Source organism: Haladaptatus sp. W1 (assembly GCF_001723155.1).
GTDB classification, from domain to species: Archaea; Halobacteriota; Halobacteria; order Halobacteriales; family Haladaptataceae; genus Haladaptatus; species Haladaptatus paucihalophilus.
Genome location: NZ_MEIH01000401.1, coordinates 23,190 through 36,973, shown reverse-complemented (window position 1 = coordinate 36,973; position 13,784 = coordinate 23,190). Strand labels below are relative to the sequence as shown.

Annotated in this window: 13 protein-coding genes; 3 read left to right on the top strand and 10 right to left on the bottom strand. The window is 62.9% G+C overall.

Annotation, left to right across the window (positions count from 1 at the left end; all coding sequences use genetic code 11):
• Positions 1-1,464 (bottom strand): flippase-like domain-containing protein (locus tag BG842_RS25510; protein ID WP_069452982.1); only part of this gene is annotated, 1,464 nt, incomplete at its 3' end.
• A 218-nt stretch (positions 1,465-1,682) separates the two neighbouring features.
• Between BG842_RS25510 and BG842_RS25505 the strand changes: the two genes are divergently transcribed.
• Entirely contained in the window at positions 1,683-1,922 is a 240-nt protein-coding gene (locus BG842_RS25505) for a hypothetical protein (RefSeq protein ID WP_007979522.1), read from the top strand.
• A gap of 190 nt (positions 1,923-2,112) precedes the next feature.
• On the opposite strand, the gene BG842_RS25500 is transcribed toward BG842_RS25505, so the two are convergent.
• From BG842_RS25500 to pyk, 5 genes are all read right to left on the bottom strand, one after another.
• Complete coding sequence (locus BG842_RS25500) at positions 2,113-2,727, bottom strand: MarR family transcriptional regulator (RefSeq protein ID WP_007979526.1); 615 nt, start codon at positions 2,725-2,727, stop codon at positions 2,113-2,115.
• Positions 2,728-2,829: 102 nt separating this feature from the next.
• Complete coding sequence (locus BG842_RS25495) at positions 2,830-4,014, bottom strand: SPFH domain-containing protein (protein WP_069452981.1); 1,185 nt, start codon at positions 4,012-4,014, stop codon at positions 2,830-2,832.
• 81 nt (positions 4,015-4,095) lie between these two features.
• Positions 4,096-4,629, bottom strand: coding sequence for an NfeD family protein (locus BG842_RS25490; RefSeq protein ID WP_007979531.1), 534 nt, complete (start codon positions 4,627-4,629; stop codon positions 4,096-4,098).
• Positions 4,630-4,667: 38 nt separating this feature from the next.
• Positions 4,668-4,850, bottom strand: coding sequence for a hypothetical protein (locus BG842_RS25485; protein ID WP_007979533.1), 183 nt, complete (start codon positions 4,848-4,850; stop codon positions 4,668-4,670).
• Between the two features lie 35 nt (positions 4,851-4,885).
• Positions 4,886-6,634, bottom strand: coding sequence for a pyruvate kinase (gene pyk, locus BG842_RS25480; RefSeq protein WP_069452980.1), 1,749 nt, complete (start codon positions 6,632-6,634; stop codon positions 4,886-4,888).
• Positions 6,635-6,749: 115 nt separating this feature from the next.
• On the opposite strand from pyk, the gene BG842_RS25475 reads away from it, so the two are divergent.
• Complete coding sequence (locus BG842_RS25475) at positions 6,750-7,034, top strand: GYD domain-containing protein (protein ID WP_069452979.1); 285 nt, start codon at positions 6,750-6,752, stop codon at positions 7,032-7,034.
• Positions 7,035-7,041: 7 nt separating this feature from the next.
• Here BG842_RS25475 and metG read toward each other — a convergent pair whose 3' ends face one another.
• A complete protein-coding gene (metG, locus tag BG842_RS25470; RefSeq protein ID WP_069452985.1) occupies positions 7,042-9,102 on the bottom strand; it encodes a methionine--tRNA ligase in 2,061 nt (686 codons plus the stop codon).
• Positions 9,103-10,211: 1,109 nt separating this feature from the next.
• Positions 10,212-10,778 carry a YqaA family protein gene (locus BG842_RS25465; protein WP_007979540.1) on the bottom strand — a complete coding sequence of 189 codons (567 nt, stop codon included), beginning with the start codon at positions 10,776-10,778 and terminating at the stop codon, positions 10,212-10,214.
• Between the two features lie 103 nt (positions 10,779-10,881).
• Here BG842_RS25465 and BG842_RS25460 point away from each other — a divergent pair, with 103 nt between their 5' ends.
• Complete coding sequence (locus BG842_RS25460) at positions 10,882-11,457, top strand: HVO_2922 family protein (RefSeq protein ID WP_254663482.1); 576 nt, start codon at positions 10,882-10,884, stop codon at positions 11,455-11,457.
• Positions 11,458-11,467: 10 nt separating this feature from the next.
• Here BG842_RS25460 and mfnA read toward each other — a convergent pair whose 3' ends face one another.
• The gene (gene mfnA / locus BG842_RS25455; RefSeq protein WP_069452978.1) at positions 11,468-12,526 is read right to left on the bottom strand and encodes a tyrosine decarboxylase MfnA; all 1,059 of its coding nucleotides are present in this window, start codon (positions 12,524-12,526) and stop codon (positions 11,468-11,470) included.
• 51 nt (positions 12,527-12,577) lie between these two features.
• The gene (locus BG842_RS25450; RefSeq protein WP_069452977.1) at positions 12,578-13,681 is read right to left on the bottom strand and encodes a hypothetical protein; all 1,104 of its coding nucleotides are present in this window, start codon (positions 13,679-13,681) and stop codon (positions 12,578-12,580) included.
• Positions 13,682-13,784: the final 103 nt, after the last annotated feature.

Genomic DNA, 13,784 nt, shown 5'->3' with positions numbered 1-13,784 from the left:
GAGCGACCAGATGGCGAGGCTGCTCGCGCCGACGCGAGCGAAGGCCGTCCGGTCGCTCGCCACGGTCTGCACGTCTCCGGTGAACCGCTCGACGATGCCCGCGATGTGATTCGCGTAGGAGTCCGAACTGATCTTCGTCACGAACGAGCGGACGAAGTTGCTGTCGGAGCGGGCGCTGGCCACGATGATGCCGACCGCCGCGATGGCGGCGACGCCGACACCCGCCGCGACGTAGACCGCGGTTCGTGCGGCCTCGGCGTGCTGTGCGCCGGTGACGGCCTGCACGATGTCGGCCGCCTGTCCCGTCACGGTCAGTCCGATGAGGACGACCCCGGCGAGGACGGTTATCGTCAGCAGGTCGAAGACCCGTTCGACCGCGAGCGATGCGAAGCCGGACGGGTACGGGATGTTGCGGCGGGCCTTCATCACGTAGGCGCGCACGCCGTCACCGAGTCGGGCGGGGAACACGAGGTTCCCGGTCTGGCTGATGAATATCGCGCCCGTGAGGAACCCGACGCTTTCCGTGAAGCCGAGTTCTTCGAGGATGTCCTTGTACCGCGCACCGCGAAGCGGCCAGGAGAAGACGTAAATCACGGCCGCGGCACCGACGAGCGCGAGGTTCGCACTCTCCATCTGAGTGAGGACTTTTCCCAGCGGGAGGTATTTCCCCATCAGCACGACGGCGATGATGGTCAACAGGACGCCGACGGCCATGGAGACGCTCCGGGTGATACGCGGTTCGACGGAGAACTCCCACCAGCAGCGACCGATTTGGCTCCCCATCCCGAACACGTCCCGAACGAGGTCCACCTTCGTGTCGCCCTTCGGCGTCCAGTCCACCGAGAACTCCTTGATTTCGTATCCCTTGCGCTGTGCGCGAACGAGGACTTCCGTGTCCCAGAACCAGTGTTTGTCCTCGACGTCGGCCAGCACGTCGAGCAGGGCGGTCCGGTCGAACGCTTTGAACCCGCACTGGTGGTCCCGCAGGTCGGAACGCAGGAACAGTCGTGTCAGGCCGTTGAATCCGCGACTCGCAATGTCACGTTTCGCCGGACGGTCGGCGACGTTTTCGGGCATCCAACGCGACCCCGTGGCGAAGTCGTACTCGCCGGAGCGAACGCTCTCGACCAACTCCTCCAAGTGTCGCATGTCCGTCGCCAAGTCCGTATCGAAGTAGACCAGCGTCTCCCCGTTCGCGGACTCGAACGCCCGATTCAGTGCTCCCCCACGCCCTAACCGTTCGTCGCTGTGAAAGTGGCGGACGCGCTCGTCTTGCTCCGCCATTCGGTCCGCGATTTCCGGCGTCCGGTCGTCACAGCCATCTTCAGCAACGATTACCTCGAAGCTATTTGGAGGGAGAAACGATTCCAATGTGTCGAGAGTCGTCTCGACGGTGTTCTCTATCGTCGCCTCCTCGTTGTACGACGGAAGGACGACGCTCACCTCTACAGAACCACCGCTCATTATGAAACTGTCTCACCCTCGCACCGTAAGTAGCTTCTGGGCCATGACTGTCAGGATTGCACGTGCGAACCCGCTTACAACCGAGCGTTAACCAACCGTACCAACCACCCCCACGGGAGGAATTATATTCACAAGGATTGAAGAGGAAATCACAAGACGGCGTTGCGTTAACCACTCGTACCAAACCCACTAAGGTCGTATCCTCCCACTATAGGAGTATGAGCACCACCACTGCTGGCACGACCACGCTTACTGACAAACAACAGCGTATCCTCCGGTACCTTCGTGAAAACGGGACGACAAAAACGTACTTCAAATCGCGGCTCATCGGCGACGAACTCGGACTCACCGCGAAGGAAGTCGGCACGAACATGACCGCCATCGCGGAAGGAAACTTCGACGTCGAAGTCGAGAAGTGGGGGTACTCCTCCTCGACGACGTGGAAAGTCAGCGCCTGAGCGAGAACGCGTCGCCCCAGTGGGTTTCATCGCCGATATCGTCGGAACTGTCATCCATCCGTTTCGTCGAACCTGCTTTTATCGGCACGATTTTACCGGCATTGATACGGTCGTCTAGTCGGTTCTTCGTCACATCTCGAACCAATCAAACGGACGGAGATGTTCGAGAGTCGAACGGAAACGTCGGATTTCACGGGTCGAACGAAATCAGATTCGCCGCCTCGCCCGCGAACTGTTCCGCGTTCGCGTCGAAGGAGTCAGCGTACCGAACGAGCAGAGTGATGAGCGTCTCCGGGTGACGAACGGCGTACCCGTCTTCACGCGAGAGCAGTCCCTTCTCGTCCAAATCGGCGGCGTACTTGCTCACCGTGGGCCGCGAAACGTCGAGGGCGGCCGCGAGGTCGCCGCCGGTGGCGTCGGGGGTGCGGAGGAGTTCTATCAGCATGCCCCGCGGGGTGTCGCGCCGGAGGTAACTCAACGCGACCTGCTCGAACGCGGAGAACTTCCCGGCGGGGAAAAACCGCCTGTAATCGCCGTCCCGGTGACTCTCGACGACGCCGAGTTCGACGAGCTGTCGCAAGTGATGTTGCGTCTCGCCGGTTCCGAGTTGGAGGTCGTCGCGTACCTTCGAAAAGTGTGCGCCCGGTGTCGTCGTGACGTAGCCCGCAATCGCGTCGCGGGCTTCGCTTCGCTCGCCGCTGTGATTCCCATCAGCGAGCTTCGTCAATGGCGTTGCCGCTCCCAAAACCGCGAAACGGCGGAGCGTCGCACGCTTATTTTCATCGACGTTCCCGGGCTGAACCATCTACACATCCGTACAACTGGGGAACGTAAAACAGCTTCGCTTGACAGACAGTTACAATGACCGAACGGTCGGACCGAAAACGAGTCGGACGGTGGAGGACTGTTATTCGACTTCGGTTTCGAGTTCGCTTTCGGACTCCGAGTCGGACGATTCTGCTTGGCCGGACTTCATCTCGGCGTCCATCTCCGAGATAACTTCGTCGGCGCTCTTGATGTTCGCCTTGTCTTCGCCTTCCTTGATGGCCTGTGCTTCCTTTTCCATCGCTTCGACGTCCATCTCGGCTTCCTCGTCTATCTGGCCGAGGATTTCATCGATGTCGTCAAGTCCGAGTAGTTCGCGGGTCTCGGAATCGAAGTCGAGGCTTTCCAAGTCCTGCTTGCCGTCGATGGCGACGTCGCTGCCGGTGAGGTGTTTGCCGTAGCGGCCGACGAGCGAGGAGAGCTCCTGCGGCAGGACGAACGTCGTGGACTCGCCCTCGCCGATGGCTTGGAGCGTCTCCATCCCCTTCTCGATGACGGCGCGTTCGCCCATCGATTCGGCGGATTTCGCGCGAAGCACGGTGGAAACTGCGTCACCCTGCGCTTCAAGGATCTGGCTCTGTTTCTCACCTTGCGCGCGGATGATGTTGGACTGCTTGTCACCCTCCGCTTTCTCGATGGCGCTCCGTCGTTCACCTTGCGCTTCGAGAATCATGGCGCGGCGCTTCCGTTCGGCGCTGGTCTGTTGCTCCATCGCCTGCTGGACGTCCTTGGACGGGTTGACTTCACGGACTTCGACGCTCTCGACGCGAATCCCCCACTCGTCCGTGGGTTCGTCGAGTTCGCGGCGGATTTTCGCGTTGATCTCTTGGCGCTTGTTGAGCGTGTCGTCGAGTTCCATGTCACCGAGAACGGCACGGAGCGTCGTTTGGGCGAGGTTCGAGACGGCGCGTTTGTAATCCTCGACTTCGAGGAACGCCTTCTTCGCGTCCATCACCTTGATGTAGACCACGGCGTCGGCGGTCACGGGCGAGTTGTCGCGCGTGATGGCTTCCTGGCGCGGCACGTCGAGCGTCTGTGTCCGCATATCGAAGCGATAGGTTTTGCTAACGAACGGCGGAACGAAGTTGATACCCGGTTCGAGGAGTTTGCGGTACTCACCGAAGACGGTCAGCGCTCGCTTTTCCGTCGCTTGAACGATTTCGACTGCCTGCCAGATGGTGACGACGGCGAGCAGTAACAACAGCAGTGCGACTATCATAAAGCCCCCAGTCATGGGAGCGCTCTGCAGGGGTATTGTGGGCAGCATTACGTTCGGATGTTGGGAGAGATACTTGTTAAGTATTCTGCTACTTTATCCCATATTATTCGACACGAAAGGGAGAGATAATTACAGTTCTTCCGTCTCCTTCTCTTTGCCGGCTCGCTCGCGTGCGAGTTCGCGGTCGATGGCGTCCTCGATGAAATCGATGGGTTCGACCTTGACGACGTTACCGCCGCCGGGGTCGATGACCATCACTTCCGTCCCCTCGGGGATTTCACCGTCCATCGACCGAGCGGCGAAGTAGGGGTTGAAGCCGCCGCTTTCCAGTTTCACCTGTCCGCCCGAGCGCGTGACGCGTTCGGTGACGTGACCGGTCGTTCCTTTCAGCGAATCGGAGTCCTTCGTTCGACCGGAGCCTTTGCCACCGTACAGGTCGAGGTTCCGATAGCCGTAGAACGCGAGCGCGCCGAACGCGAGAACGAGGAACGAGAGCACGAACGGCTGGGCGAGCGGCGGAAAGAGGAGGGCGAGCAATCCGGCGAGGAGGAGGGCGATACCGACCACGATGAAATGTGCACCGGGGATGAGCGCCTCCGCGAACGCGAGCCCTGCACCCGCGATGACGAGTAAAAGCGCAAGCGAATCGAAGGGCGATGCCATGGGTGGGCCTTGGTGTCGAACGATTAAGGGTTTGTGGGTTAGGCGACGCCGGTGACGTGGAGAAACATGAAGACGACAGTCAGAACACCGAGCAGCACGAACAGCACGTTCTCTGCCGAAGGGGACCCCGGTTCGAGAGGTTCGCTCTCGGCGAAAACGTCGGGAGACGCATCGTCGGCATCCTCACCAACATCGTCCACGTCGTACTTCCAGTCGGACATACGTCAGGATACGGGTCCGGTGACCAAAAGGCTGGCTACGAGCGGTCGTACGAGCGAACGTCGCCGTCGTACACGACGCCGCGTTCCGCATCGAGGGTGATCTCGTCGCCGTCGCTGACGGTCGGGCCGAGCGGCGCGCCGCTTATCATCGGAATCTCCAGTTCGCGCGCGATCAAGGCTGGATAGCCGGTCATCCCCGGACGGGAATCCACGATACCGGCGAGGCGTGAGGTATCGCCGGTGAACTCGCCGTCGAAATCCGGTTCGAGGACGAGGATGCCCCCCGACGGAACCTCCGAGAGGTCGCCGGTCGAAGACCGCACCGCCGGTCCCACGGTTTGCCCGCGAACCACACTCCGCCCCGTCGCGATGGTTTCCGCGGCGACGTGCACCTTCAACATGTTCGCCGTATCCGAGCCGTCGAGTTCGCTCATCATGCCCGAGAGGACGACGACCGTGTCACCGCTCTCCGCGACACCGGCGTCGAGCGCGGCCTGCACGCCGTCCTCCACGATGGTTTCGACGCTGTGGCCGAGGTCGGTGTACTGGGCGTTGACGCCCCACGAGAGGGCGAGTTTCCGTCGAACTCTGTCGTTCGGCGTCGTCGCCACGACCGGCACGCCGGGGCGGAACTTCGCCACCTTCAGCGCGGTGTACCCGGATTCGCTGGCGGCGACCACCGCGCTCGCGCCGATGTCGCGGGCGAGGTAGCGGGCCGAGCGAGCGATGGCGTCGGTGCGCGTGTCGTCGCTCATCGGGACGCGCTGTTCGAGCGTCTCGTCGTACTCATCGCTCTCCTCGACCTCACGGACGATGCGGTCCATCGTCTCCACGACGCGAATCGGATGGTCGCCGATGGCCGTCTCACCGGAGAGCATCACGGCGTCGGTCCCGTCGAGGACGGCGTTCGCCACGTCGGACGCCTCCGCCCTCGTCGGCCGTCGGGAGTGGACCATCGAGTCCAACATCTCCGTCGCGGTGATAACCGGAACTCCGGCCTGCTGGCACGTCCTGATGATGCGCTTTTGAATCATCGGCACGTCCTCCATCGGACACTCGACGCCGAGGTCGCCGCGGGCGACCATCACGCCGTAGGCCGCGTCCACGATTTCGTCCAGGTTATCGACCGCACCGCGCCGCTCGATTTTGGCGATGATGGGAATGTCGGCACCGAACTCCTCCAGTACCTTGCTGACCTCGTACACGTCGTCAGCGTCGCGGACGAAACTCGCGGCGACGAAATCGGCACCCTTCTCGGCCGCGAGACGGAGGTCCTCGCGGTCCTTCTCCGTGACGACGCTCAGTCCGAGTTCGACGCCGGGGACGTTGACGCCTTTCCGACTGCTCAACTCGCCGCCGCTCACGACGTGCGCGACGACGGCATCGTCCTCGACACCCTCGACTTCCGTCTCGATTCGGCCGTCGTCCAAAAGAACGGCGTCGCCGGGTTGGGCGTTCGAGATGGATACCGAGAGGCCGACCTCCTCCGGCGTCGCGTCGTCGCCCTCCACGAACCGGACGGTCGAACCGGTTTCGAGGGTGATGGGTTCGTCCACTTCGGCGGTTCGAATCTCCGGTCCTTGCAGGTCGAGCATGGCCGAAAGCGGGTTTTCGGTCGCTTCGTCGACGCGGCGAATCGTGTCGATGAGTTCGGCTCGGTCCTCGCGCGAGCCGTGGCTCGCGTTCACCCGCGCGACGGTCATACCGGCGTTTGCGAGTTCTCGGACCGTGCTCCGGGAATCGGACGCGGGTCCGAGGGTACAGACGATTTTCGCGTTTCTCATGCGCGATGATTGGTGCGTGCCCCCAAAAAAACCCTACAGTTAACTCGCGCCCGAGTTCAAACGGCGACGCGTCCGGCCACAATCGATATTTGTGTTGCCTTCAAAGCGGGAAAATATGTCGACGTACGCCTCGCTCGTCACCGTCGAACGGGACTACCAGAACGTACAGGAACTCGCATCGATTTGGGGGGACGTCCGAAGCGAACTGGAAACCCACAGCGCGACGCTCGAATCGACGTACGCAATCCTCGGGGAGTACGATTTCCTCCTCGTCATCGACGCCGAGGACCGTGACGCCGCGTACCGAGCGTCGCTGTGCATCGAACGCTACGGCCTCGACATGCAGACGATGGAAATAATTCCGATGGAGGACTTCGCAACGCTCGTAGACGACCTCTAAACCGCGACTACTTGATTTTCGTGCCCGGTTCGGCGTCGGCGTGGGTCGTCAACAGGTCGGCCTCCTCGCCCGCCGCCAGCACCATGCCGTTGCTCTCGACGCCGAACAGTTCGGCCTTTTCGAGGTTGGCGACGACGACGATTTTCTTCCCTTCGAGGTCCTCCACGTCGTGGAGTTGTTTGAGACCGGCGACTATCTGCCGGGTTTCGGGGCCGATATCGACTTCGAGTCGAAGGAGGGCGTCGGCACCCTCTATCGGTTCCGCCGACTCGATGCGGCCGACACGGAGGTCGAGGTCTTGGAATTCGTCGAAGCTGATTCGGTCGTCCGAGATGGGTTTGTGGTCACTCACGTGTTCGTCGTCGGCTTCGTCCTCGTCCGACGTAGCCGCTTCGATGCGTTCGTCGAGCGTTTCGTTCAGTTCCTCGACGCGCTCGTCCTCGATTTTGGCGAACAGTTCGTCGGGTTCGCCGAAGTCGCCGCGCGGCGCGGCGAGCGCGTCCGCGACGACGGTCTCGTGCACCGAGCCGTCCTCTCCGAGTTGCGCCCAGAGGATTTCGGCTTTACCGGGGAGAATCGGCTCGAGGAGCACGGCGAGCGCCTTCGACAGCTGCACGCAGTCGTAGATGACCTGTTCGGCCCGTTCGGGGTCCTCGTCGGTCAGCTTCCACGGTTCGTTGCGCTGGATGTACTCGTTGCCGAACGCGGCGAGCGCGGTCGCGGCGTCGCCGAGGTCCTTGATGGAGTAGTCGTTGACCGCCGCGGTGAACTCGTCTATCGCGTCTTCGATTCGCTCGCGCACCTCGTCGCTCGTCTCGGCGTCCGGCGCGCCGTCGTAGTTCCGCGCCGCGAACAGCAGGCTCCGGTAGACGAAGTTGCCGACCGTGCCGACGAGTTCGCCGTTGACGCGCTCCTGGAAGCGGTCCCACGAGAAGTCCACGTCCTGCTGGAAGCCGCCGTTGGTGGCGAGATAGTAGCGCAAGAGGTCCGGGGCGAAGCCCTCGTCCAGATAGTCGTCGGCCCAGACGGCGCGGTTGCGACTCGTCGAGAAGCCCTTGCCATTCAGGTTGACGAAGCCGCTCGCCATGACGGCGCGAGGTTCGTTGTACTCGGCGACGTGGAGCATCGCGGGCCAGAAGACGGTGTGGTGCTGGATGATATCGCGGCCGATGATGTGGACGATTTCGCCCGCGTCCTTCCACGGTTCCTCCCAGTCGTAGGTGTCCGCACCCACGCGTTCGGTGTACTGCTTCGTGCTGGCGATGTACTCGATGGGTGCATCGACCCAGACGTAGAGCACCAAATCCTCCGCACCATCATCCTCGCCGGGGTAGTCGATGCCCCAGTCCATGTCGCGGGAGATACACCAGTCCTGTAGTTCGCCCTCTATCCACTCGCGGGGCTGGTTCTTCGCGTTGCTCGTCCCTTCGAGGCGGTCGATGAACCCCTGCAGGTACTCCTGTAGCTCCGAGACGCGGAAGAACTTGTGCGTCCGCTCGCGGTACTCCGCCGGGTTGCCGGTGCGGATGCTCGTCGGGTCCTCGATTTCGCCAGGTTCGAGGTGCCGACCACAGCCCTCGTCGCACTCGTCGCCGCGGGCGTGGGCACCGCAGTACGGGCAGGTCCCCTCGACGTAGCGGTCCGGAAGCGGGTCGTCCTCGATGGGGTCCCACGCGACTTTGATCTCCTTCTCGTAGATGTAGCCCTCTTCGTCGAGTTTGCGGACGATTTCCTGGGTGAGTTCCGTGTTCGTCTCGTCGTCGGTATGACCGTAGTTGTCGAACTCGATGTCGAACTTGGGGAACGTCGCTTCGTACTTGTCGTGGTGGCGAAGCGCGAACTCGCGGGGCGAGACGCCCTCCTTCTCGGCGTTGACGGCGACCGGCGTGCCGTGCATGTCCGACCCCGAAACGAACGCGGTCTGTTGGCCGAGCGTTTCGAGCGCGCGCGAGTAGACATCGCCGCCGACGTAGGTTCGGAGGTGGCCGATGTGCAACTCCCCGTTCGCGTAGGGCAGTCCGCACGTCACCACCGCGGGTTCCTCGGTGGGATAGTCGTCGTGACTCATGCTATCGACTCCGTTTCTGTGGGTGTAAAAACCGCCGATTTCTCCGTCTGCCGTCGCTTCCGTCTCTCCTGTCCCGTCCGTCGCTCCTGATTTCGTCTCGTCATGCGTGATGTGCTGTCTTCGATGGTTGGTGGGGTCGTTCGCGTAGCGGTCGCTCTCCGAATATTCCAAACGGACGGGTTTCACCCCGGATACCGACCGACAACCGGCCCAGAAGGATTCACCCGACGCTACTGCTGCCCGCGCATAGGCATCCGAGTGAGGTGAGCCGTCCGGCACATACCGTGCGATAGGTTCGTGACAGTATATAAACGCTCGCCCGCTGGAAGGAGGATAGGATCATCGGTTTCAGAAATCCGAGTTATCTACGGTGGCGCGCGCTGGCGGGGCGACGAAGACAGCGAGGTTTCTTCGAAACCTCGCAAGCGAGCGGCACCGCCGCGAGCCATCGTCCGAGTCCCCCCCGTTGAAGCGTGCGAGGTCTTCGTGAGTGACAACGGAACGAACGAATGGCTCGTCAGAGCGTTGCTCTGACGGTGGATGAGCGGAACGGAGTTCTCGTGAGTGCAACGAACGAGAGCACGGAAGAGCGTGCTCTTTCGGAGTGAAACGAATCGGCTGGGGAGGGTGTGGCTGATGCGGTTTGCGGTGCTGTGCGGTGGCTGTGTCTGGGTGGACTTCTGAAAGGCGGAGCCCTTCAACTCTCCGCTCGTTCCTCGCGGAGATGAACGGGGCCGCCCGGTCCCGCGAACAGAGTGAGGGGGACGCTGTCGGAGCTTCGCTCCGACTGAACTCGCGCTTGCGTGGTTGGTGTGCGGGCCACTATTCTGGCCGGGCGGCTCGGAAGAGCAGAGCTCTTCCGGCGCGGAAAGGCCAGAATATCCCGCACAGCGGTCACATGAACGGACGTGAATGTGACCACGGAAGTCGCACGCCCGCGAACGAAGTGAGCAGGAACGTCTTCCGACGACCGCGAGCGGGTGGGGGCTTTCGAGGGCTGCTTCGCTGTTGCTCCACTCGGAGCATCCTCGCAAGTAAACTCATTTCGTAGCGAGCGGACGGGAACGTCGGAGAAACGACGGTATCGACGCCGACCCGTCGGGTCCACTTCAAAGCGACAGGACGCCAGCACCGACGAGCGTCACCAATACCAGTCGGCCGACGCTCCCGGCGAACGACGCCAGCGCGAACTTCACGTAATCCGTTTCGAGAATCGAAAACGCGTAGATGGAGATGGTATCGGGGAAGCCGGGGACGCACAGCGCCCCTGCCAGTCCGAGGTACCCCCACTTCTGAGCGAGACCGACCGTCTTTCGCTCCGACCACTCCACGATGTCGATTTTCGAGCCGCGGAGCGCGCGGATGACGGGACCGGACTGTTTCGCCTCCTGACCGATGTGGAAGGCGAAGACGCTCCCTGCGGCCTTGCCGAGACCGCTGAGAAGGATGATGAGCGAAATTCGTCCGAGTTTGCCGACCCCGAGGTCGAGCGGGGCGAGGAGGACGACCTCACTGGGGAGGGGAAGAAGGAACGAGATGAGGAACGAGTAGATGGCGATAAGTACGAGACCGAACCATCCCGTCGCATGTTCGACGGCATCCGTCAACCCCCCGAGGGACCCGAGAACGACGCCGTTCGTGGCGACATCGACGACCGAAGCGAGGATATCGAGCACAGGAGTAGGTCCGCAATCGACCGATGTAAAGGTTGAGATTGGACCCCGAAACGAGCTCCTCGATAGCAAACAGACTGATGCCGACCCGTGACGAATCGAGGGTGTGAACTCGGACAGAGAATACCGCGTCACGGTACATCCGACGCTGCAAATGCGGGTGGCGTACACGGACGACGGCTCGGCGGTGACGGCGACGGTCGAGTATCGACGCGACGGGGAGTGGGAGGAGTCGGCCGGAACGGTCGAACTCCGCGGGCGAGAAATCGCCGTCACCCGCGACGGCGAATCGATGCTGGAGAAACGCCTCAGCGCGGAGTTGATAGAGGAGTACGGGTCGTCAGTCGTCGGGTTCGTCGGCCGATTGGCGAACAGGGGCGGCGTGGGGAAATCGACGACGAGAGAGACGGGCACCGAGCCCGATTCGTGGCCCGTCGCGGTGACGCAGGAGGACGGGAGCGTCGTGGAGGCGCTCCGCCCGCCAGCGCAGGCGACGTTCGAAGTGTACGAGGACCACGGCGGCGAGTGGCGCTGGCGACTCGTACACCGAAACGGGAACATCATCGCCGACGGCGGCGAGGGCTACTCGTCGAAACAAGCCGCGAAGAAAGGGATACAGAGCGTCAAACGAAACGCGCTCGGCGCGCCGGTGGAGGAGTCGGAGCGGCCAGCCGAGTCGTAACCGACGACGATTACGCGCGAACGGCGTCCAAATCCGCGACGAACTCCTCCAGCATCGTGCGGGTGACGTGGGGCATACAGACGATTCGGAGTTCGCCCGAGCCGGTCGGCGAGACGCGCCAACCGCGCTCCTGCAGGGCTTCGACCGTCTCGCGCGGGACGTCGATCGCGACCAACGGGAGCACCGGGTCGACCACATCGTAGCCCCGCGAGTCGAAGGCGTCCGCTATCCACTCCGCGTTCGCCTGTGAGCGTTCGAACTGCTCGCGGTAGCCGTCACGCCAGAGCGCGTCCATCGCGGCCCACGCGCTGGCGACGCCCGCGCCGCTTCGCGTTCCGGTCAAGGTGGCTTGTGAGGTCGATTCGAGATACGGTGTTTCGACGGCCAGCGCGTCCAGGACGCGCTTTTCGCGGGTCAGAAAACCCCCCGCCGGAACCGCCGCCTGCCCCATCTTGTGCGGGTCGATGCCCATCGTGTCCACGGCCGCGTGCTCGAAGTTCCACTCGTAGTCGGTGAAGGGAAGAACGAAACCGCCCCACGCGGCGTCAACGTGGAGCAGTGCTCCCGCATCGTGGGCAATGTCCGCCACGGCTGGAATCGGGTCTACGCGCCCGTATTCGGTCGTCCCAGCGATTCCGACCATGAGAACGGTGTCGTCATCCACCAGTTCGGCCATCGTGTCCGGGTCGGCGCGGCGGTCGTCCGCAACCGCCGCGAGTCGGAGTTCGACGCCGAGCACGTCCGCTGCCTTCTGAAAGCTGAAGTGGGCGCTCTCGGGCGCAACGACGTTGGGGTCGTCCGTCGCCGCGAGGTTACGCGCCGCTCGAACCGCTTGGATGTTCGCCTCCGTGCCGCCGCTCGCGACGTAGCCGTGCGGATTCGAAAGCCCGGAGATATCACCGAGCAGTGATACGGCCTCATCCTCCAACGCCGAGACGGAAGGGTACGTCGTCGGGTCGCCCGGATTCGACGCCAAGAATCGTTCGGCGGCGTCGCGCGCCGCCGGATGCGGTTCGGTACACATCGAGGAAAGTACCCGGCGGAACGATTGGCTCGCGGCCACCTGCATACCCCAGAATTCGACGCAACCCGTTTATTGGTTCCGTTACGCGACGACTCGCTACGGCGCGCTCGACTCGTCGTACCCGACGGAAAAGCCGCTCAACTGGACGATGACGTCGGACGCGGTGACGATGGTCAGCGAATAACTGCCCTCGAACCGCGTGCCAGCGTCACGACCTGGGTCGGTCCGGGTCAGCATCGGATCGCCACCGTCGCGCGGGAAGTAAAAGTACGCCGTCTCGCCGGGTTCAAGCGCGTGCTCGAACGTCGCTGCGTACGTCGTTCCATTGTGGCCGAGTTCGATGCTCGAACCGGCCGGAAGCGCGTCGCCGCCGTGGTGTTCGATTTCGAGGCGGCCGGAGTCAGTCGTGGTCCGAAGGTCGGCGCGGACCGCCCGCCCCGCCTCGTCGGTCCACTCGGGACGGTCGATGGCGTCCGAGCGCGCCGCGAGGAGTTCGAAGTCGATGGACCGGGTTCGCCCATCGGTTTCGATGGACCGATGGAAGCGGTGAACGCGACCGGCCGAATCCACGACCAGCGTGGCGTCGTAATCGGTGACGTTCTCGAAGCCGCCGTTCCCGGAGAACCGGTCGGCGTGAAGCGTGATTCGGATTCCGTCATCGGCGCTCGCTACGTGGTCGATGGCGAACTCGCCGGAGTGGAGTATCGACCGAATCGTGTTCGACTTCGCCACGCCGCGTTCTTCTCGCGGACGGATTCGGTACCGCGTCCCCTCCTCGCTCGCGCCGCGCGAAATCACGGTGGAGTCGTTCTTCCACACCGCACTCCGATAGTGGAAATTACCGGTCATGTTCAACCGCGTGAACACGGTGGACAGCCCCGCGGTGGCGCGGCCGTGCTGGACGGCGACTGTGGTTTTGCCGTCCGCGCGGGACGTTTGGCGGGCCTCGAACCGAAAGCCGGTTTCGCGCAGGGCGGATTCGTGCGCCGAAACCAGCGCGTCCACGTCCGAAATCCCGTCGGTCGTGACGCCCGGCGGGAGGTCAGCGTTCGCCGGGGAAATCGTCGTAGTCGTCGTTCCGGTCGCCGCGTATGTCGCGTTCCGTCCGTCCGTCGTCCCGGAACCGGCGGGACCACCGAGACAGCCTGCAACGAGAACCATCGCGGTGAGGAGGGCGGTTCCGAGCGGTTTCCAATTCATCTCCCGCGACAATTCTTCGGATTTATATATAAAATTTCATGAACGTCGTCGGAGTAGGATGACTGGTTCACGGTCGGCACCGACAGCGAATAGAAGTACATAC